Source organism: Streptomyces sp. WMMB 322, from assembly GCF_900090145.1.
In the GTDB taxonomy this organism is placed as follows: Bacteria; Actinomycetota; Actinomycetes; order Streptomycetales; family Streptomycetaceae; genus Streptomyces.
Genome location: NZ_FMHI01000002.1, coordinates 88,559 through 107,484 on the forward strand (window position 1 = coordinate 88,559; position 18,926 = coordinate 107,484).

Annotated in this window: 19 protein-coding genes and 1 pseudogene; 12 read left to right on the forward strand and 8 right to left on the reverse strand. The window is 69.3% G+C overall.

Annotated features, from left to right (window positions below):
- Positions 1–47: 47 nt before the first annotated feature.
- Complete coding sequence (locus H180DRAFT_RS03935; RefSeq protein WP_055484894.1) at positions 48–1,487, forward strand: amidohydrolase family protein; 1,440 nt, start codon at positions 48–50, stop codon at positions 1,485–1,487.
- A gap of 144 nt (positions 1,488–1,631) precedes the next feature.
- Here the strand turns inward: H180DRAFT_RS03935 and H180DRAFT_RS03940 are convergent, their stop codons facing one another.
- Positions 1,632–2,381, reverse strand: coding sequence for an alpha/beta hydrolase family protein (locus H180DRAFT_RS03940; protein ID WP_055484575.1), 750 nt, complete (start codon positions 2,379–2,381; stop codon positions 1,632–1,634).
- Positions 2,382–2,838: 457 nt separating this feature from the next.
- On the opposite strand from H180DRAFT_RS03940, the gene H180DRAFT_RS03945 reads away from it, so the two are divergent.
- Complete coding sequence (locus tag H180DRAFT_RS03945; protein WP_055484576.1) at positions 2,839–3,483, forward strand: dihydrofolate reductase family protein; 645 nt, start codon at positions 2,839–2,841, stop codon at positions 3,481–3,483.
- A 128-nt stretch (positions 3,484–3,611) separates the two neighbouring features.
- Here H180DRAFT_RS03945 and H180DRAFT_RS03950 read toward each other — a convergent pair whose 3' ends face one another.
- From H180DRAFT_RS03950 to H180DRAFT_RS03960, 3 genes are all read right to left on the reverse strand, one after another.
- Positions 3,612–4,649, reverse strand: coding sequence for a uroporphyrinogen decarboxylase family protein (locus H180DRAFT_RS03950; protein WP_055484577.1), 1,038 nt, complete (start codon positions 4,647–4,649; stop codon positions 3,612–3,614).
- Between the two features lie 181 nt (positions 4,650–4,830).
- On the reverse strand, positions 4,831–5,580 hold the full coding sequence (locus H180DRAFT_RS03955) for an SDR family oxidoreductase (protein ID WP_055484578.1): 750 nt from the start codon (positions 5,578–5,580) through the stop codon (positions 4,831–4,833).
- A gap of 161 nt (positions 5,581–5,741) precedes the next feature.
- Positions 5,742–6,647: an AraC family transcriptional regulator gene (locus tag H180DRAFT_RS03960; protein ID WP_055484579.1), complete on the reverse strand. Its 906-nt coding sequence runs from the start codon at positions 6,645–6,647 to the stop codon at positions 5,742–5,744.
- A gap of 295 nt (positions 6,648–6,942) precedes the next feature.
- Here H180DRAFT_RS03960 and H180DRAFT_RS03965 point away from each other — a divergent pair, with 295 nt between their 5' ends.
- The 4 genes from H180DRAFT_RS03965 to H180DRAFT_RS03980 all read left to right on the forward strand — a co-directional run bounded on the left by H180DRAFT_RS03965 (position 6,943) and on the right by H180DRAFT_RS03980 (position 12,145).
- The gene (locus H180DRAFT_RS03965) at positions 6,943–7,512 is read left to right on the forward strand and encodes a 2Fe-2S iron-sulfur cluster-binding protein (RefSeq protein WP_074466621.1); all 570 of its coding nucleotides are present in this window, start codon (positions 6,943–6,945) and stop codon (positions 7,510–7,512) included.
- Positions 7,509–8,507 (forward strand): FAD binding domain-containing protein, encoded by a 999-nt coding sequence (locus H180DRAFT_RS03970; RefSeq protein ID WP_055484580.1) that lies wholly within the window; start codon positions 7,509–7,511, stop codon positions 8,505–8,507. Before H180DRAFT_RS03965 ends, H180DRAFT_RS03970 begins: the two co-directional genes overlap by 4 nt.
- A complete protein-coding gene (locus tag H180DRAFT_RS03975; protein WP_055484581.1) occupies positions 8,504–10,732 on the forward strand; it encodes a xanthine dehydrogenase family protein molybdopterin-binding subunit in 2,229 nt (742 codons plus the stop codon). Before H180DRAFT_RS03970 ends, H180DRAFT_RS03975 begins: the two co-directional genes overlap by 4 nt.
- A gap of 345 nt (positions 10,733–11,077) precedes the next feature.
- Positions 11,078–12,145: a hypothetical protein gene (locus tag H180DRAFT_RS03980; RefSeq protein WP_175437715.1), complete on the forward strand. Its 1,068-nt coding sequence runs from the start codon at positions 11,078–11,080 to the stop codon at positions 12,143–12,145.
- Between the two features lie 103 nt (positions 12,146–12,248).
- On the opposite strand, the gene H180DRAFT_RS03985 is transcribed toward H180DRAFT_RS03980, so the two are convergent.
- Positions 12,249–13,292, reverse strand: a complete 1,044-nt coding sequence (locus tag H180DRAFT_RS03985; RefSeq protein ID WP_055484583.1) for a PP2C family protein-serine/threonine phosphatase — start codon at positions 13,290–13,292, stop codon at positions 12,249–12,251.
- A 327-nt stretch (positions 13,293–13,619) separates the two neighbouring features.
- Between H180DRAFT_RS03985 and H180DRAFT_RS03990 the strand changes: the two genes are divergently transcribed.
- A complete protein-coding gene (locus H180DRAFT_RS03990; protein ID WP_055484584.1) occupies positions 13,620–13,955 on the forward strand; it encodes an STAS domain-containing protein in 336 nt (111 codons plus the stop codon).
- Positions 13,956–14,172: 217 nt separating this feature from the next.
- Positions 14,173–14,385: pseudogene (locus H180DRAFT_RS03995) on the forward strand (cation diffusion facilitator family transporter); the annotation flags it as partial.
- Between the two features lie 102 nt (positions 14,386–14,487).
- On the opposite strand, the gene H180DRAFT_RS04000 reads toward H180DRAFT_RS03995, so the two are convergent.
- The 3 genes from H180DRAFT_RS04000 to H180DRAFT_RS30760 all read right to left on the reverse strand — a co-directional run bounded on the left by H180DRAFT_RS04000 (position 14,488) and on the right by H180DRAFT_RS30760 (position 15,995).
- Positions 14,488–15,447 (reverse strand): hypothetical protein, encoded by a 960-nt coding sequence (locus H180DRAFT_RS04000; protein ID WP_139151355.1) that lies wholly within the window; start codon positions 15,445–15,447, stop codon positions 14,488–14,490.
- Between the two features lie 234 nt (positions 15,448–15,681).
- Positions 15,682–15,903 carry an NUDIX hydrolase gene (locus H180DRAFT_RS04005; protein WP_055484587.1) on the reverse strand — a complete coding sequence of 74 codons (222 nt, stop codon included), beginning with the start codon at positions 15,901–15,903 and terminating at the stop codon, positions 15,682–15,684.
- Positions 15,873–15,995, reverse strand: coding sequence for a hypothetical protein (locus tag H180DRAFT_RS30760; protein ID WP_368073109.1), 123 nt, complete (start codon positions 15,993–15,995; stop codon positions 15,873–15,875). Before H180DRAFT_RS30760 ends, H180DRAFT_RS04005 begins: the two co-directional genes overlap by 31 nt.
- Before the next feature lie 167 nt (positions 15,996–16,162).
- Here H180DRAFT_RS30760 and H180DRAFT_RS04010 point away from each other — a divergent pair, with 167 nt between their 5' ends.
- The 4 genes from H180DRAFT_RS04010 to H180DRAFT_RS04025 all read left to right on the forward strand — a co-directional run bounded on the left by H180DRAFT_RS04010 (position 16,163) and on the right by H180DRAFT_RS04025 (position 18,878).
- A complete protein-coding gene (locus H180DRAFT_RS04010) occupies positions 16,163–16,690 on the forward strand; it encodes a hypothetical protein (RefSeq protein ID WP_139151356.1) in 528 nt (175 codons plus the stop codon).
- Positions 16,691–17,170: 480 nt separating this feature from the next.
- Positions 17,171–17,719 (forward strand): RNA polymerase sigma factor, encoded by a 549-nt coding sequence (locus H180DRAFT_RS04015; protein WP_254665863.1) that lies wholly within the window; start codon positions 17,171–17,173, stop codon positions 17,717–17,719.
- Positions 17,719–18,561, forward strand: coding sequence for a hypothetical protein (locus H180DRAFT_RS04020; RefSeq protein WP_139151357.1), 843 nt, complete (start codon positions 17,719–17,721; stop codon positions 18,559–18,561). The genes H180DRAFT_RS04015 and H180DRAFT_RS04020 overlap by 1 nt, the downstream gene beginning before the upstream one ends.
- Positions 18,562–18,689: 128 nt before the next feature.
- Positions 18,690–18,878: a hypothetical protein gene (locus H180DRAFT_RS04025; RefSeq protein WP_055484590.1), complete on the forward strand. Its 189-nt coding sequence runs from the start codon at positions 18,690–18,692 to the stop codon at positions 18,876–18,878.
- The last annotated feature ends 48 nt before the right edge of the window (positions 18,879–18,926 follow it).

Sequence of the window (18,926 nt, forward strand, 5' to 3'; positions counted from 1 at the left end):
CAAGAGTGGAGGGGACGAACATGACACTCGGCGGTTCGCCTCAGTGGATGTCCGGGCCGGAACGTGCCGTCGTCTTCCGCAACGGCACCGTTCTGACGATGGACGAGCGCAGGTCGGTGCTCGCCGACGCTGACGTGCTCGTGACCGGTCAGCGCATCGAGGCCGTCGGCAGGCGGCTGGAGGTCCCCGAGGGCACCGTCGAGATCGACGCCACCGACGGCATCGTGATGCCCGGCATGGTCGACACCCACCGGCACATGTGGCAGACGGCGATGCGCGGGTACGGCGCCGACTGGACGCTGACGCAGTACTTCGTCTGGTACTACCTCGAACACGGCAGACTCTTCCGTCCCGAGGACATCCACGCCGGGAACCTGCTGTCCGCCGTGGAAGCGCTCGACGCCGGGGTCACCACCACCGTCGACTGGTCGCACGGACTGCAGACGACCGACCACGCCGAGGCCGCCGTCGACGCCCTGGAGGCCGTGCCCGGGAGGTTCGTCCTGGCCTACGGCAACATCCAGGCCGCGCCGTGGGAGTGGTCGGCGAGGCCGGAGTTCCGCGCGTTCGTCGAGAGGCGATTCACGGGCAGCGACATGCTGGGTTTCCAGATGGCCTTCGACGTGACCGGCGATCCGGAGTTCCCCGAGCGGGCCGCGTTCGAGGTGGCGCGCGACCTCGGCGCCCCGGTCACGACGCACGCCGGTGTGTGGGGTGCGACCAACGACGACAGCATCCGTCTGATGCACGACCACGGCTTCATGACGCCCGGGACCGTCTACGTGCACGCGGCGACGCTGAACGCCGACTCCTACAACCGCATCGCGGCCACCGGAGGAACGGTGTCGGTGTCGACCGAGAGCGAGCAGAGCTGCGGTCAGGGCTACCCGCCCACGTGGGTGCTGAGGACGCACGGCATACCCGTCGCGCTCTCCATGGACACCAGCGCCTGGTGGAGCGGCGACCTCTTCTCGGCGATGCGCGCGACCCTCGGAGCCGACCGCGCGCGCGAGCACCTGGAAGCGCACGCCGCCGGCGACACGGTGACCCACTGCCGGCTGCGTGCCGACCAGGTCGTCGAGTGGGCGACCCGCGGCGGGGCGAAGGCCCTCGGCCTGGACGGCAGGATCGGCAGTCTCGAAGCCGGGAAGAAGGCCGACATCGTGCTGATCAAGAACGACGCCTCGCCCGCGATGTTCCCGGTCCTCAACCCGTACGGCCACGTCGCGTTCCAGGCCCAGCGGGCCGACGTGCACACGGTCATGGTCGACGGCCGGGTGGTCAAGCACGACCACAGGCTCGTCGACGTCGACCTCCCGGCCGTCCGCCGTACCGTCGAGGCCACCGTCGACCACCTGCGCGGGGCCCTCGGCGACGAGGCATGGCGGCAGGGCATGAACCCGGACATCCCCGAGACCGAGGTGCTGGACAACCCGTACACGTACACCGGGTTCCGCACCGACGCCACGCACAAGGCGGCAGGTTAGCCGCGCTCCGGACTCCGGGAACCCCGGCCGGTGCCGGCGACCGGCGCCGGCCGGAGTCGCCGAACGCGCCGACCCGGAGCGGTTCCCGGGCCGGCGCCCCGGTGCCAGCGACGGCGCCCCGGTGCTACGGACGGCGGTGCGGTGCTACGGACGGCGGCGGTGCGGGCCGAGGTGCCGGGCGAAGAACCGCAGTGTGCTGTCCAGTTCGAACGCCGGGAGCTCCCCGTGCTCGCCGGGGTTGGCGTGCAGCGTCTTCTCGTCCGACGCCAAGGCGTCGAACAGCTCCAAGCTCCGGGCCCTGGGCACCCGTTCGTCGTCCCACTGCACCAGGAACTCCACCGGGACGGTGATCCGCGCGGCGGCCCCGGCCAGTTCCGGCGCCCCGCCCAACCCCAGAACGGCCGCACGGACACGGGGTTCGGCGGCAACGAACGGAACGCCCAGGCCGCACCCCAGCGACACGCCCCAGTATCCGACCGGACCGCTGCCGACGTGCGCGAGTTCCTGCACCCCGTCCAGGACCGCCCGCCATTCCGGGACGGTCTGCCGGGCCACGAGCGCCTGGAACCCGGCGATCAGCGGGGCGAGTTCCTCTCCGGCATCCGCACGCGCCTGGTTCGCGCGCGCGATCCTGTCGTACTCCTCGTCCTTGGGCCGGTCGCCGTGGCCGGGCACGTCGACGGAGACGGCGGCGAAACCGCATTCGGCCACGAACCGGGTGGCCAGGGCGACGATGCCGGGCGCCTTCTTGTGCCGGCCGCCGCCGTGTCCCAGCAGGACGAGGGGACGAGTACCGACGGCGCGTTCCGGCGTCCACAGCGCGCCGGGAATCCCGTCAAGGGTGAAGAGCTGTTCGCGGACGCCTTCGGACGACGTCTCAGAGGTGAAGTGCATTGCGTCGCAGGCCTTTCGGGATGCCTACCGCGGGCACTCCCTCAAGGCGTGCGACGGAGGGAGTCCCGAACTGTCAGAGCGTTGATCGGTCTCACCTCCTCGGTTGCAGCAGCGCACGGCGACGCCGAAAGTATCACGAGGACCTCACCCCCGCCGCCCCGCCAGAGACGTCCCCGGGCCGGACACCCCGCCCCTCGGCGGGCCTCGGGGGCCGTCGGCGCCCTCGGCGGGCGCCCCTCGAGCCCTGGCCGCACAAGGCTGGGAACACGGCCCCGTAACACGCGGCGGGACGACGTGTCCGCAGGGAGGCCCTCCCCGCTCACGCGGCCTGACCAGTGACCAGTGCGAACCTCCCGTGCGGGCAGTGCAGTTGGCCCGGTTCCGGCCGGTCACGGACGCGATGAGTTTCCGCGGCCCGGAGAGTCTCAGCACCGTTGTCGACTGCACAGGAGGACACATGGCTCAGCTGCTGAGGGTCCAGAACTTCAACGTCTCGAGCGACGGAATCGGCGCCGGTGAGGACCAGAGCTTCGAGAGTCCCTTCGGCCTTGACGGTGCAGAGAGGCTGTTCGCCTGGGCCGGCGCCACCGCGAGCTGGCCCAATCGCACGGAACCCGGCGGGAGCCGGGGCCTGGACGACTACTTCACGCGGGACTTCGCGCACAACATCGGCGCTGAGATCATGGGCCGCAACAAGTTCGGGCCCCAGCGCGGGCCCTGGCAGGACCACGACTGGCGCGGCTGGTGGGGAGACGAACCCCCGTTCCACACCCCGGTCTTCGTCCTGACCCACCACGGGCGCCCGTCGTTCACGCTCTCCGACACCACCTTCCACTTCGTCGGCGGCGACCCCGTCACGGTGCTCGAACAGGCCCGGGAGGCAGCACAGGGCAAGGACGTCCGGCTCGGCGGCGGGGTCACCACCATCCGGCAGTTCCTCGACGCCGGCCTCGTCGACACCATGCATGTGGCGGTCTCGCCGGTGAAGCTCGGGTCCGGACTGCGGCTCTGGCAGTCCCCCGACGAGCTGCTCGACCGGTACCACCTCGAGGTCGTGCCCAGCGCGAGCGGAGTGACACACCACCTCTTCTGGCGCAGGTGACACAAGAGGCGGACGGCGCAAGGGCCCGCCGGGGGGTGTCAGCCCAGCGGCGGACCTTCCCGCGAACCACGCTGCGCCACAGCCGCCGCCCCCTCCCACCGAGCCGGCGGACCTTCCCGGTCAGAGCGCTACCCGCCGACCTCGGCGCGCAGGACTTCCGCGGCCTCGGCCATCGCACGGAGCTTGCCCTCCGCGGACTGCCGCGGCAGATACTTCATGCCGCAGTCCGTCGCGACCACGATGCGCTCCGGATCGACGTACGGCAGCGCACGCCTGATCCTGGCCGCCACGGTCCCGGAGGTCTCCACCGCGTGGTCGGACAGGTCGATGACGCCGAGGATCACCGTCTTGCCCGGCAGGTGCTTGAGCACCGAGGTGTCGAGACCGGACTGTGCGGTCTCGATCGAGACCTGATCGCAGGCGCAGTCGGCCAGTTCGGGAAGGAAGGAGTAACCCGAGGGCCGCTCGTGGATGATCGCGGCGTAGCCGAAGCAGATGTGCACCGCGGTGGTCCCCGGCGCCCCCTCCAGCGCCCGGTTCAGCGCCTTCAGGCCGAACTCCCGTGCCGCCTCGGGGCGGGCCTGCATGTACGGCTCGTCGAGCTGCACGATGTCGGCACCGGCGGCGAAGAGGTCGTGCACCTCGGCGTTGACCGCCTCGGCGTATGCCATCGCCAGAGCCTCGGGGCTGCCGAAGTGGTCGTTCTGCGCCTGCTGCGACATCGTGAACGGGCCGGGCACGGTGACCTTGACGACGCGGTCGGTGTTGGCCCGCAGGAATCGCACGTCGCCGGCCTGGACCGGCTCGGGCCGGCTGATCGGGCCCACCACACGCGGCACGGGATTCGGGTGGCCGCTGCGGTCCAGCGCCTCACCGGGGTTGTCGATGTCGACACCTTCCAGCGCGGTGGCGAAGTGGTTGGAGTAGCTCTCCCTGCGCATCTCGCCGTCGGTGACGATGTCGAGGCCCGCTCGCTCCTGCGCCCGGATGGCGAGCAGGGTGGCGTCGTCCTGTGCCTCCGCCAGGTGCTCCTGGTCCGGCCGCCACAGCTCACGCGCGCGGACCCGGGGAGGGAACCGGTCGGCCAGTCTCGCCCGGTCGATGAGCCACTCGGGCTGCGCATAGCTGCCGACCAACGACGCGGGGAAGAGAGGAAGGTTCCGCATGGGGCGAACTGTGCAGGACTTCGCCCGGTCAGGCGATACACCTCCCACGACGCCCTCTTCCGGTTCGCGAACGGCGGCGCCGCCTCGGCCGGTTCGTGAAGGCTGAGGCGGCCCGGCCCCGGGGGGTCCGGCCCCGGGGGTCTCGGCCGGGCTCCCGACGGCCGGTGTTCCCGCCGCCCGGTCACTTCGCCTGGGCCAGCCGGACCGCGTCGGGGCCGGCGGGGAACCGCAGCTGGCCCGTCATGTCGTGCACGGCACGCCACACCGTCTCGGCGACGTCGCTCTCCTTGGTGAACAGGTCCTGGTTCATGAATTCGCCCATCGTCTTCTCCGCCCACGCGAGGTAGGGCTCCGGGACCGCCTCCTCCAGGGACGGGCCGTCCAGTGCCGTCTCGCCGAAGTTCGTCGTCAGGCAGGCACCCGGTTCGACGGTCTTCGCCCGCACGCCGAAGGGCTCGAGTTCGAGCGCGAGGGAGGCGGTGAATCCCTCGACGGCCGCCTTGCTCGCCTTGTAGACGGCCGTGAGCGGCATGTGGCCCAGCACCACGCTGGACGTCACGTTGACCACCACGCCGGAACCGCGCTCGCGGAACTGGGGCAGCACTGCCTGAGTCGTGGCCATCACACCGAACGTGTTGGTCTCGAAGACCTCTCGCACCCGGGCCATGGGCGTCGCCTCGAACACGCCGATCGAGGGGATGCCCGCGTTGTTGACCAGGGCGTCGACGGGCCCTGCCGCCCGGAGCGCCCCGGTGATGGTCTCGGGCTTGGTCACGTCGAGTTCGACGACGCGGAGCCGGTCCGACTCGGGCAGTACGCCGGCACGAGGGGTGCGCATCGTCGCGATGACGTTCCACCCCTGCTCGTGGAAGTACAGAGCGGTCTCCCGGCCGTAGCCGGAGGAGGTACCGGTGATCAGAACGGTCTTCATGGCGTGATCCTCACGATGTGTCGGGACCCGCGGAGCCATCAGTCACTTTCCTGCTCCCCGGGAGAGTTCGTGATTCCATTGAAGCGTTCTGACCTGCACGAACGTTAGAAGCATCCTCCCCGAGTCTTGCACGATCCTCTCGCACTCCCGCACCGGGCAGGTCAGGTCAGCGCGCCCGCGGGAGTGCGCACCGCGCCGCGCAGGCGGACCGCGTCCCGGCTCGGGGGTTCGCCGAACTGGCGGCGGTACTCGCGGCTGAACTGTGAGGCGTTGTCGTAGCCGACACGGTGGCCGACTCCCGTGACGTCGCCCGGGTGGTTGACGAGCAGCAACCGGGCCTCCTGGAGCCGGATCTGCTTCTGGAACTGGATGGGGCTCATCGCGGTCACCGCCTGGAAGTTGCGGTAGAAGGCGGAAACGCTCATGCCGGACAGGCGCGCCACGTCCTCGACCCGGAAGGGCTCGGCGTAGTGCTCGCGGATCCAGCGCACCGCACGGGAGATGTGGCTGAGGCCGCTGTCGGCGAGGCCGAGCTGCCGCACAGCCGCGCCCTGTTCGCCGGTCATCAGGCGCCACAGGATCTCGCGCTTGATCAGAGGCGCCAGTACCGCGCGGTCGCGGGGCTCGTCCAGCAGGCGCAGCAGCCGGACCACCGCGTCGAGCATCGCGGGCGGTGCGTCGCTGACGGCGATCCCCGACGGCGCACCGGTACCGGTTCGGGGCGCGTCTCCGGGACCGGCCTGAAGCAGCAGCTCGGCCACGGCGGACGGTTCCAGCACCATGCCGAACCCGAGCGCCGGCCGCTCGGGGTCGGCCCGGGTGAAGTGCCCCGTGACGGGCAGGTCGACGGAGGCGACCAGATACTGCCCGGCGCCGTATTCGTAGACCCGGCCGCCCAGGGCGAGGCGCTTGGCGCCCTGGGCGATGACGGCGAGCACCGTGCCGGACATCGACGGCGCGGGGGGATCCTCCCGCTCGACCTTTGAGATCAGGACACCGTCGACGGCAGTGGTCCAGTCGGGTCGGGCATGCCGGGCCAGCAGGGCGCGAAGCTCTTCGAGAGGCATGCGTCCATTGCAGCACGATTCGGCCTGTGCTCCCGGGGCCGAGACGATCGTGCAGGCACCTGCGAGCAGAGTTCCACTGTTTCAGCAGGTCAGCACCCTTCCATGGGGCCCTCCTCGTTCCATCGTCCGGCAACTGGGCGCCGGCAACTGCCTACCCCCGTCCGCGACTTCCCGGCGCCCGGCCCGGCACGGCCCGCCCCCCGTGGAGCACACAGGCTCCCGCGTTCGGGCTCGGCGTGGCAGCACCCCCGTGACACGACGCCCGTCCGATGATCGGCGAGGAAGGTGGGCTGCGATGAACGAATCAGGAACGAACGGCGCCGAGCAGAGCCAGGGCGACGGGGACAGGACCTCCGCGATCAAGCTGAGTGTCAACGACCAGGTACGGCAGCTCGATGTCGACCCGCGCACGTCGCTGCTGGACGCGCTCCGCGAGCATCTGCGACTGAGCGGAACCAAGAAGGGCTGCGATCACGGACAGTGCGGCGCCTGCACGGTGCTGATCAACGGCCGGCGCGTCTACTCCTGTCTGACCCTTGCCGTGATGCACGAGGACGACGAGATCACCACGATCGAAGGCCTGGACGGCATCAAGGGCCTGCACCCCATGCAGCGGGCCTTCGTCGAGCACGACGGCTTCCAGTGCGGCTACTGCACGCCGGGGCAGATCTGCTCGGCGGTCGGCATGCTCTCGGAAGTGGCGGCCGGCTGGCCCAGCCACGCGACCGCTGACGTGGCGTCGCCCCGGGTCGAGCTGAGCGACGAGGAGATCCGGGAGCGCATGAGCGGCAATATCTGCCGGTGCGCCGCCTATCCGAACATCGTCGCGGCCATCCGCGACGCCGCGGACGGAGGTCGGGCATGAGGTCGTTCACCTACGAAAGAGCGATGACCGCAGAGGCAGCCGTCGACGCGGTCTCCAGGGCCGACGCCAAGTTCATCAGCGGCGGCACCAACCTCCTCGACCTGATGAAGCTCGACATCGAGAAACCCGGCCACCTGGTCGACATCAGCCGGCTTCCGCTGCGGGACATCGAGGAGCTCCCCGACGGCGGACTGCGCATCGGCGCCCAGACGGCGAACTCCGATCTGGCCGCCCACACCCGGGTGCGCACCCGCTACGAGGTGCTGTCGCAGGCGCTGCTCGCCGGCGCGTCGGGACAGCTGCGGAACAAGGCCTCCACCGGCGGAAACCTGCTGCAGCGCACGCGGTGCCCGTACTTCTACGACACCGCTGCGGACTGCAACAAGAGGAACCCCGGGTCCGGGTGTTCGGCGGTCGGCGGGTTCAACCGGATCCACGCGATCCTCGGCGCCGGCACCTCCTGCATCGCCACCAACCCCTCGGACATGGCCGTCGCGCTGGCCGCGCTCGACGCGGAGGTGGAACTGCTCGACGCCGAGCAGACCGTACGCCGCGTGGCCGTGACGGACTTCCACAGACTGCCGGGCGACACCCCGCACATCGAGACGGTGCTGCGGCCCGGCGAGATGATCACGGCCGTGCTGCTGCCCCCGCCCCCTCCGGGCCGGCAGATCTACCGCAAGGTGCGCGACCGGGCGTCGTACGAGTTCGCGCTGGTCTCCGTGGCGGCCGTCCTCTCGACCGAGCACGGAACGATCAGCCATGCGCGGGTGGCCTTCGGCGGCGTGGCGCCCAAGCCGTGGCGGTCCGTCGAGGCCGAGGACGAGCTGACGGGCCGTCCCGCGACGATGGCCACCTATCGCGCGGCCGCCGAGGCCGCGATGCGGGACGCGGTGGGACGGGGACACAACGACTTCAAGATCGATCTGGCCGCGCGCACGCTGTGCCGCACGCTTGCGCAGGCTGCCCGGGCAGGCGGAGGAGACGCGAGATGATCGGACAGGCCCTGAACCGCGTCGACGGCCCGCGGAAGGTCGCGGGCCGCGCCACGTACGCCTACGAGCACTGGGTGGAGACCCCGCCGCTGTACGGGTTCATCGTCGGGGCGACCATCGGCAAGGGCCGGATCGCGCGGATCGACACCGAAAGCGCCGAGGGCGCCCCCGGCGTACACATGGTGATGACCCATCACAACGCCCCCGCCCAGGGCGCTCGCGACATGTCCGTCCCGGCCGAGTACTGGCGCGCCCAGCCGGTGCTCGCCGATCCCGGGATCCACCACTACGGCGAGCCGGTCGCGCTGGTCGTCGCGGCGACCTTCGAGCAGGCCAGGGCGGCGGCCGACCTGGTCGACGTGGAATACGCCGTCGAGCCGGGACGATTCGACTTCGCTGCCCACCAGGACGAGGCGTACGCCCCGGAATCGGTCAACGCCGGTCTGGCCACGGATACCGCTGTCGGTGACTTCGACCGGGCGTTCGGCGACTCGGAGGTGAAGGTCGATCAGTGCTGGACTACGCCGTACGAGCTGTCCATGCCGATGGAGCCGCACGCGTGTCTGGCCGAGCCCCGCGGGGAGGACCTGACCGTCTACGTCAGCTGTCAGATCGTCGACGCAGCGCAGGCCTCGCTCGCCGCCACACTCGGCATCGAACCTGCCCGCGTCCACATCGTCACCCCGTACGTCGGCGGGGGCTTCGGATCCAAGCTGGGCCTCCACGCGGAGGCGATCCTGGCGGCGCTCGCCGCCCGCGCCCTGGACCGGCCGGTCAAGGTCGCACTGACACGGCAGCAGGTCTTCCACCTCACCGGCCTGCGCCCCGCGACCAGCCAGCGGGTCCGGCTGGGCGCCGCGCGTGACGGGCGGCTGGAGGCGATCGCCCACGACGTCATCATGCACACCAGGCCCGACAGGGAGTATCCCGAGCAGACGGCCGCCACCACCCGCAGCCTCTATGCCGCACCCAACCGGTCCACGACCCACCGGATGACGCCGCTCGACCTGCCGCAGGGCGCGGACGTCCGCGCTCCCGGTGAAGCCCCGGGACTGCTCGCGGTGGAATCGGCCATGGACGAGCTGGCCCACGCGCTCGGGATGGACCCCGTCGAGCTGCGGATCCGCAACGAGCCCACCGCAGACCCCGAGCGGGGCGTGCCGTTCAGCGAACGGCGCCTTGTCGACTGCCTCCGTGAAGGGGCCCGCCGGTTCGGCTGGGAGCGTCGTCCCACGACGCCCGCGAGTGTCCGCGAGGGACGGTGGCTGGTCGGCTACGGCGTGGCCGCCGGCATCCGCAAGCACTTCCAGGGGCCGACAGCTGTGCGCGTGCGGATGGGGGCCGACGGCACGGCAGTTGTGCAGACGGACATGACCGATATCGGTACGGGCACCTACACGATCCTCACCCAGGTCGCAGCGGAGGCACTGGGACTGACGCCCGATCAGGTGCGGGTCGACCTCGGGCTCTCCGACTTTCCCTCCAGCGTGGGGTCCGGCGGCTCCTGGGGCGCCTCGAACTCGAGCAACGCGCTCCACCGCGCCTGCCAGTCCCTGCGCCAGAAGCTGCTGTCGGCGGCGTGCGGCGACGCCCGGTCCCCGCTGCACGGCCTGGACCCGGACGATGCACTGTTCTCCGACGGCGAGTTGAGGATCGCCGGCAGATCCGAACCGATGAGGGAGATCGTCGCCCGCAACCATCCCGAAGGCGTCCAGGCGGAGGGCGAGATCGCCCTCATGGACGACGACCCGAACTATGCGGACTACTCGATCCACACCTACGGCGCCCACTTCGCCGAGGTCGGCGTCGACGCCGACACCGCGGAGATCCGGCTGCGCAGGATGCTGGGCGTCTTCTCCGTGGGGCGGGTCCTCAACGCCAAGACCGTCCGATCGCAGCTGATCGGCGGCATGATCTGGGGCGTGGGCGCGGCCCTCGAGGAAGACGCCTTCGTGGACCCCCGGTCCGGCGCCGTCACCACCCGGGACCTCGCGCAGTACCTCGTGCCGGTACACGCCGACATCCCCGACGTCGACGTCACCGTCCTCGACGGGTACGACGAGAAGGCCAACGCCCTGGGCGCGAAGGGCGCCGGAGAGCTGGGCATCTGCGGAGCCGGCGCGGCCGTCGCGAACGCGGTCTTCAACGCCACAGGAACACGCGTGCGCGACTTCCCCGTCACGCTCGAAAAGGTGCTGCCCGGCCTGCCGCCGATGGAAGCGTGAACGGACGACTTCCGGTGAGCTCGGCACCCCGCCGGGCCAGGAGTTGAACGGGACGCTCCGCTGCCGAGGCTGCCAGGTCCAGAGGCCCCGAGTACCGAGGCCCCGAGTACCGAGGTCCCGAGTTGCGAGTACCGAGTTGCGACGCCTGCGCGTGCACGGCCTGTGCCGCCCGCCTTGTGCGTCGCCGCCCCATGCACAGGCTGTGGACGACGAGGGAGCCCCCGCGGCGGCGGACGACCGGGCACATCCGAGCCGCGTCACCGGGCCGCCGCGACCCGCGCAGGAGTGCTCTCGGAGCCGGACCGTATGCTGCCCGGGACGTTCACCCAGGGGGAGGGGAAGCACGTGAGCCAGGTCGACAAGATGCTGCGCGAAATGGCCGTTGCACCGACCGTGCAGGTGGTCAGCCGGACGGGGAGGGTCACCGGGCTGGCCCGACTGGTGCTGGTCGCCGAGCAGTTCGGCTTCATGTACGGGGACACCCACCAGACCGGCGGGCGGGCGCCCAAGGTGGTGCTGACCATCCACCGCGACCCGGACCCGGAGGCGCAGCGCCGCGCGGCGGACAACCACGCACGGTTCCCGCAGGCGGGCAACGGCGGCGATCTGCCGGGGATGCAGCCGGGCGGGAAGCTCACTCCGCTTCCGGACGCCGCCCCCCATCTGGAGCTCCTCAAGGCCCGGATCAACTTCGACCTCACCGGCAAGAGCGCCGAGAAGCGCATGCTCATGGCCGGTATCGGACTGACCGCCGGATGCGCCGTCCTGGTGTTGCGCAACCTGTCCGCCGGGACGAACCCGGTCGTCGGCATCGTGGTCTGCGTGCTGCTTCTGCTGACACTGGGCGGCGGCTTCCTGTGGAACCGCAAACGGAACGCCCGTTTCGAGAACGTCCTCCGCCAGGCCGGCCTCACTCCGGTGCGGGACGAGAACGGCCGCACGCGCTATCTGCCGCCAGGCAGCCGACTGCCGGGCCCGCACAATCCGTTCGGTGCGCAGTTCGGTGCGCAGTTCGGCACACAGTTCGGTGCGCAGTTCGGCGGTGCCGGACAGAGTGCCGGGCAGGGCTCCGGCTTCCCCCAGCAGGCTCCCGGCGCTCCGGCCGCGCAGCCGGCGCAGGCCCCTGTGCCAGGGGCCGGTCAGCCTCAGCAACCCCCCGCGCCGCACTGGCAGTTCCCGCCCCGGCAGCCGGCACCGCAGGGGCCGTACGGCCACGGTGGACCGCATGCCCACCAACAGGGGCATCAGCCGCCACCGGCTCCCCCGGGGCAGGGACCGCCTCAGTACGGGCAGCCGGCTCCGCCCCCGAAGACCCCTCCCGAGCCCCAGCCCCAGTACGGGCCCCAGTACGGGCCCCCTCAGCAACCGGGTCCGCATCCGTACCAGCAGGGTCGGTACGGGCAGCAGGGCTAGCGGACGAAGGCGACGAGGGGGACGACGGCGCCGGAAGCGTTCCGGCGGCCGTCTGAAAGCAGTCCTGCCGCCGCCACGGGCGCTCCTTGTCCCGTGATGATCGTCAGCGGCGCAGCAACAGCATGGCGGCGTCGTCGGCGAGCGGGCCGCCGGTGTGTGCGACCACATCGCTGCGCAGGGCCTCGAGGGCGTTGCAGGCATCCGGTGCCCTCAGCAGTGAGGCGCGCTCCCCGAGCGGATAGAACCGGCCGGCGGCGTTGCGTGCTTCTGTGATCCCGTCGGTGTAGAGCAGCATCTGGTCGCCGGGGTCGAGTACGACACGGTACGGCGTGGGGTGGCCCCTTCCGAGGTTGCTGAGGCCGAGCGGCAGTGCAGGTTCGGCCGGTTCCGCGAAACAGGCCGTGCCGTCGCCACGCACGATCAGCGGTGAGGGATGGCCGTAGTTGATGAGCGTCACGGCGCCGTCCGCATTCGCTTCGGCGAGGATCACCGTCGCGAACGCCTCCTCCGACAGGTTCCGTCCCGCAGCTCGTTCCATGCACCTGCCCACTCCGGCCAGCGTGACTTCGTCGTAGGCGGCCACCCGGTACGCGCCGAGCACCACCGCAGCCCTCTCGACCGCGTTGAGTCCTTTGCCTTGGACGTCGCCCACGACCGCCCGCACTCCGTCACGGCAGCGGACCGCTTCGTAGAAATCTCCCCCGACCCGGGCGTCCCGGGTCGCCGAGCTGTAGGAAACGGCCGCCTGAAGGCCGTCCAGCGTCTCGGGCACGTCCCCCAGCAGGATCCGATGCGCCACCTTGGCGACGGCGCGGGCACGGGCCAGCTTCTGATGCTGCCGCTGCCGCAAACGCGTGGCCAACAGACTCGCAATGCTGGTGCCCAGTACTGCGACCAGCACCGTGATACCGCGCTCTGTCCCGAACAGGCCGTCATACAGGCTGAGAAGCACCGACAGGACCAACGACAGCAGTGCGACACTCGCCACATGGCGCAGCCCGCCCGTCAAGGTGGCGAACGCAGGACCGATGGCGATCAGAGGGAGCAGCCCGAGAGACGGCCCGGCGGCGAGATCCGCGGCCACGGCGAGCCCTATGGCGATGTACGGCAGCAGGAACAGAAGAAGACCGCCGTCGCGCGTTCTCATCGGCACCACAGGAGCTCTCAAAGGCATGAGAAGTTCATAGAGGACTACGTCACTTTAGGTTGAGACGGCAAGAGACAGAGGTTCGACGGGCAGCCGCGTCATTTTCGGCGTGTGCTCGGGGCAGCCGTATCCCCGCTCGGGCCGATGGCCCCGCCCCCGTGCCGGTCTGCCGGCATTCGCGTTCTCGTGCCGCCGCTCCCTGCCGGGGGTGACCTGCTACTGAGCCCCTCGCGCCCCGCCCGGTACGTATCCTGGATTCCAGGCGCCCTCAGACACATCCACATCCTTCAGGCGGTAAGTGCAATGCCGCAAGGAAGTCCCAGCCCAGTGAATCGTCCGAATGAGAACAGGTCACCGCTCACCGTCACCGTGCTGGCTGGGGTGCAGGGCGGTGAAGACATTCTTCTGCTCTCGGGACGACTCGATGTCCTGACCATGCATACACTCCGTGACTACGTCTGGTACTGCCTCAGCCGCAATCAACGCCGCATCCGCCTGGACATGGCCGGCATAAGCCAGTGCGAAAGCGGCGCGCTGCATGGCGTGGCCGGCCTGCAAGAGGGTCTGAGCGCCGCCGGCGGGTATCTGCGGATCACCAGTGCCAGTGAATCCGTGCGCGAAGCACGCAATGCCGTCAGGCTTCCTCGCGACTTTCTGGGGTGAGCGGCGCAGCAGCCGACGAGCCGGCGTGGCGGTCCGGGCCCGCATCGGACCGCCGCCAGCCGCAAGATCAGCAAAGCGGTTCAGATCTGGGGCACGCTCGGTCGGCGAGCAGGGCGCGCTGATACCCCCCAAGGGTAATTGCGACTGTATCGCAGCTGGTCAGGATGGGCATGACAGCTGAAGCTGCAATGGAATCCCCGTGCCACGGTGGTCTGTCATGGAGGGGAAGCAGCACGACCACACCACCGACCACGACAACGGGCACAGACACAGTCACAGGTCCCGAACAGCGGGACTTCGGCATCGGCTCGCGCACCTCGCCACACCGCACAGCCACGAGGCGAGCGACAAGGTGGACGCGGCGATGGAGACCTCCCGGGAGGGAATGCGCACGCTGTGGATCTCCCTCGCCGTCCTCGGCCTCACCACGTGACACAAGCGGCATCGCGAACGGGACGACCCGCGGGACGCGTGGAATCACGCGGGCCGTCCTGCTGATTTGAAGCTGAGAATTTCAGCAGCGCGTGTGGTGTCAGGCAGCGTCGACTGACGCGCAGCGATCGTCCAGGACGATCGTCGTGACCTGGTCGCCGTCGGGGGTTATCCGGCAGTCAGTCACGGCAAGTGACGTCCGCTGATAGACAGCGAACGCCAGCGCCCAATCGGCGGTGTCATCGTCCTCGCCCCTGTGATTGGCGTCGAGGAGCCTTCGCATGGTGACCAGTACCGCGAGCAGGGATCTGCCGGACAAGTACGTCTCGATCCGTCCGTCTTCTGCGTCGGTTACCCGATCCGGGAGGCGAAAGTGTCGATGCGGAGCCGTCTGCTCAATGAGAAAGCCCCAGGTCTCCCGATGACAGATGAAACGAGCCGACGCGATGGCAGCCGCTGAGAGCAAGCTTTGATAGTGCTTTCGCTTCAGCTCTTCCTCATCGTCAGCATGCGAGGCGGCTGCCTGAATCGGTGGCGACACGGCACTCGAAGACGCTTCTGTGTCAGGCTTTGCAGCGTCCTCCCGAGGCTCGGCAGGAGGATCGCCGTTGGGTTGCTGTCGATCCTCGATCTCGCGGTCACTGTGGCCAACTGAGCCCTCGTCGTTGTCCACCTTCTTTTCCTTCGGCTCGTAGATGCTGGCGTCGGCGCGGAGTTCCATGAGCTCCGGTTCCTGGGGCTGCACTTCAACGGCCGCTGCTGTGTCGAGGGTGGATGTCATGGGCGTGTGCGACTCGGCTTGTGCGACCTCGCGCCGCAATGCCTCCATGGCAGTGCGGGTATCTGCCAGATCGTTGATCATCCGCTCTTGCCGCCGCCGGAGCTCCCGGTTCTCTTCCCGCAGCCCAGTGGTGCCGGCAGACACGGTTTCCAGCACCTTGCGACGAAGTTCCTCCTGGTGCTTCTGGAGGGCGGGAAGACCGCTGACGGGTTCGTCAAGCTTCCGCCGTATCTCGCTCAGGTCGTTGACGATCTTTTCGGTGTCGCGCCTTCGTGCCACTGAGCCCCCTTGCCGTTAACCGATCAACGGGCCTATTTCTCCCCAAAAGGAGTTGGGACGACTCGGCACTTTCCAGCCGCTTCGACCACGTTCCGATCCAACCCAGTCACCTGGAGCTACGCCGTTCCCCCTGCCCCAAACCACACAAAGCGAGCCAGCGCGCCCACGGAGTACTGCAACAGCCCATAGCCGAGGAGTGAGTGACCACTTCGGCCCCAGCGATTCGTGAATCCGTCAGTTGAGCGGCTGTACCGACTCGCCATGCTCCAGGTAAGCGACGCTTCGACTGCGCCGAGCGGCTGCCGCAGCCGCGATGCGGCGAGCAAGGCGTGGAATCGTGCGGTCGGACCACGTGCGGACTTCGCAGAAGTCGAAGCCGGCCAGTTCGTCCGGCTGCAAGGCCACGCGTTCGAACTCGCTTTCGGTCAGGTGCCCGCCGTCGAAGAGGTACAGCACTTTGTCTCCCTCCCCGGGTTCGGTGCCCAGTCGACCACCAGTAGCCGGCCGATCGGCGGTGTGATGCCCAGTTCCTCGCGGACCTCGCGGATGCACGCCTCCCGGGGGACTCGCCGTCCTCACGAAGACGGGAGTCGGTATCCCTGCGGCGATGTGGAGGCAACGCTGGACTGCGCCACCCGGTCATCTCAGCGATCGGCCGCACCCGCCCGTGCTACTCGTCTCCAATCAGCTCGGCCCGCGCCCGGCAGACGCCACCATGGAACGAGTCGCCGCTCTGACCCGCCACTTGTGGCAGGGCGAGGCGAGAACCCGCGGGGGGAATCACCACATCTACGACGAGCAGATCCCGATGGTGGCGACCACGCTTCAGCAGCTCCAGAAGCACGGATCCGCTGGGTCGGCGTTCTGGCGCTTCGGCCGGAAACGCCACCAGAGCTTGCTGGACGCCGTCGGCAACCCCCGCAGGGAAGCGGCCGAGGAACGTGCGTACGCAGAGGATGAGGCCCGCGCGAAGGCGTACCGAGCAGAACAGCAGCGGCGGGAGGAACAGTTGGCCGCCGAGCGGGAGGCCCGCCGGCCGGTCTGCGCCCGCTGCGGGGAGAAGTTCACTGATGCGCGGTGGAAGGGGGCCGCAGAGTATCCGCCCGGACCCCGCTGGTTTCCCACGCTGTGCCAGAAGTGCCAAGCGCTGGCCATCCAGGCCGCGGAGGCCGAAGAAGCCGAGCAGGAGCGTCAGGAGCACCAGGAAGGGCGGGGCGGCTGGCTGTCGCGGTTTCGCTCATGAACGCGACCCGTACAGCGAGGACCAGTTGTACGTGACTTCGTGCAGCCACGGCAGCAACTGAGATGAGTATCTGTCATATGCGGTGAGCGCGGTCCTGCCCGGCGGGGAGGGGACGGCTGCAGCGACGGTTCACTCAGCAAGTAGTCGGAGAGCAACGGTCCGTAAGATTTTATGACTCTTCGAGTGCACGAATCGGCATCGGCGGACGCCGTTGGACCAGAAGGGCAATCGCACCTTCTGGGCCGGTCGCGGGGGCAGGCTCCCATCCACACACGAGAGGACCCAAAGGTCCGTGAACTACCAACTCGACCAACACGCCAGGGACTTGGCGATAACTGCACTCTGCCTGCGCGTGTTCGGGCCCACAGCCCTCGCAGCCCTGCGTCGCGTCGCAGCCGTCGGCGTCAGGACCGGTGTGAGCGAGCTGCAGCGCCGGCGGCACTGTCAGGAGAATGAGCGGTGACGCGGGAAGGGCCCGAGGTGTCCGGCCAGACCGGCAGCAGGATGACCGACCAAGTTCCCTTGGACTTCAGTGCGTTCCACAGCATGTCCCGCCCGGCGTACGTACGTTTCGCGCTGCGGGAGCTGCGCTGCCGCGCCGATGCCGAGGAAGCGGTCGACGAGACCTTCGAGCAGCTCCTGCTGGGCTGGACCGACGTGCTGAGCATGCGTAATCCGGCCGCCTACGCCTGGCGGGTACTGCGGAACAGAGTCATCGACCACGCGCGTGCCCGCGGCCGTCGCCCCTCCCTGCTTGAGTCCGCAGCGTTCGAGACCGCCGCCATGAAAGAAGCGCACGACCCGATCGGCGAGTTCGAGGACAACTGGCGTCTCTTCCGTGCCATGGCGAGCCTGCCGCCCCGCCGGCAGGACGTAATCGTGATGCTGCACCTTGAGGGCTACAGCATCGCCGAGACCGCCGCCCGTCTCGGAATCACCGAAGCAGGGGTCCGTTCCACCAACCGCGCCGGCAAACGGCAACTGCGCGAGCTGCTGGACCCGGAAGCCAATGAAGAAGGGGAGTGCTGATGAGCGACTACATCGACCGACTGCTGGCCAAGGCACGTCTCGTGCCAACCGATCCCTACACCCAAGCCGACATCGAAGCCGCCGAACGCCGCGTTGCCGCGCGCGTTGCAGCACGCCGGGCGGGCGTCGCTCCGCCGCCCGCGTCCCCCCGGACGCCGACGATTCCGCCCGGCTGCCAGCACCTGGTGGACCCGGTCGCCCGCAATCTGCGAGTGCTATGCGAAGCCGTCCTCACCCGGCCCGGTGCGTTCCACCACCTCGGCTCCTTCCACGACAGCTCCCTGCCGGAGCCTCAAGGCGCCCGGGTGTTGGGCTGCATCCTCTACCTGGCCGACTGCGAAGACAGCGCCCGCTTCTGGTGGCAGTACGCGGCCGGCGCCTCCGATCACCTCTCCTCCTACAGCCTGTACCTCTACCACCGGTCCGTCGGCGAAGAACAAGAAGCCGAGTGGTGGTATGACCACACGGCCATCAGTCCCGCCACCCTCGACAAGGAAGCAACCCGGCTGGAGATCGCCACCGCCCTGCACATCCTGTGCGCCCTGCGGGGCACCCGCAGCCTGCCCAAGCACGTACGAGTGCTCATCGACTTCGTGCCCGCGGTGGTCGGCTTCGTCGATGACGATCTCGATCTCCCCCTGATCGACGGTGACTTGGCCAGCTTGGTGGAGGACATCAACGAGGACGCGCCATCACCGGCACCACCGACGCCGCGCGGGAAACTGCCCGAACGCCGCGGAAAGTACTCGATCGCCCGAAAGTCAGCGGACCGTGGCGACGCGCACTGGGGGATGGAGGTCAAGGACGCGCTGGAGGAGTGCGCACAGGCCGTCACCTGCTGATCCAACTCCATTGCCGATGTGGCCCCCGGCAGGGGGCGCCACATCGACCAGGAAGATCACCGAAGCGTTCGGGCGTGAGCCGCGGAGCCATCTATCGACGCCTCCGCAGATGACGACGCCGAACGACAGTGAACAGCGCAGAGATCCAGAACGGGCGCAGAGCGGAGCGGCACCCGGACGGCCACGAACATCAGTTCGTCACGCTGCGTGTGTACACACACGAGATCGACAACTGCGCCCTCGACGCCGCCGAGGTCTTCGAGAGCGCGCTGGACGAGGACGAGGACGACGACACCTCGAATCAGCACCACGATTAGCAAGCAAGATCAAAGAAGCCCCTCGGGATCTCCCGAGGGGCTTCTGAC

Bases quoted from the DNA above. Each gene is read 5' to 3' on its own strand.
- H180DRAFT_RS03960 (WP_055484579.1), bottom strand. From the start codon at position 6,647: ATGCCTCTCGAAGAGCTTCGCGCCCTGCTGGCCCGGCATGCCCGACCC.
- H180DRAFT_RS03950 (WP_055484577.1), bottom strand. From the start codon at position 4,649: ATGCGGAACCTTCCTCTCTTCCCCGCGTCGTTGGTCGGCAGCTATGCG.
- H180DRAFT_RS03940 (WP_055484575.1), bottom strand. From the start codon at position 2,381: ATGCACTTCACCTCTGAGACGTCGTCCGAAGGCGTCCGCGAACAGCTC.
- H180DRAFT_RS03970 (WP_055484580.1), top strand. From the start codon at position 7,509: ATGAGGTCGTTCACCTACGAAAGAGCGATGACCGCAGAGGCAGCCGTC.
- H180DRAFT_RS04020 (WP_139151357.1), top strand. From the start codon at position 17,719: ATGAGCGACTACATCGACCGACTGCTGGCCAAGGCACGTCTCGTGCCA.
- H180DRAFT_RS03975 (WP_055484581.1), top strand. From the start codon at position 8,504: ATGATCGGACAGGCCCTGAACCGCGTCGACGGCCCGCGGAAGGTCGCG.
- H180DRAFT_RS03945 (WP_055484576.1), top strand. From the start codon at position 2,839: ATGGCTCAGCTGCTGAGGGTCCAGAACTTCAACGTCTCGAGCGACGGA.
- H180DRAFT_RS03965 (WP_074466621.1), top strand. From the start codon at position 6,943: ATGAACGAATCAGGAACGAACGGCGCCGAGCAGAGCCAGGGCGACGGG.
- H180DRAFT_RS03955 (WP_055484578.1), bottom strand. From the start codon at position 5,580: ATGAAGACCGTTCTGATCACCGGTACCTCCTCCGGCTACGGCCGGGAG.
- H180DRAFT_RS03985 (WP_055484583.1), bottom strand. From the start codon at position 13,292: ATGAGAACGCGCGACGGCGGTCTTCTTCTGTTCCTGCTGCCGTACATC.
- H180DRAFT_RS03935 (WP_055484894.1), top strand. From the start codon at position 48: ATGTCCGGGCCGGAACGTGCCGTCGTCTTCCGCAACGGCACCGTTCTG.
- H180DRAFT_RS04010 (WP_139151356.1), top strand. From the start codon at position 16,163: ATGGAACGAGTCGCCGCTCTGACCCGCCACTTGTGGCAGGGCGAGGCG.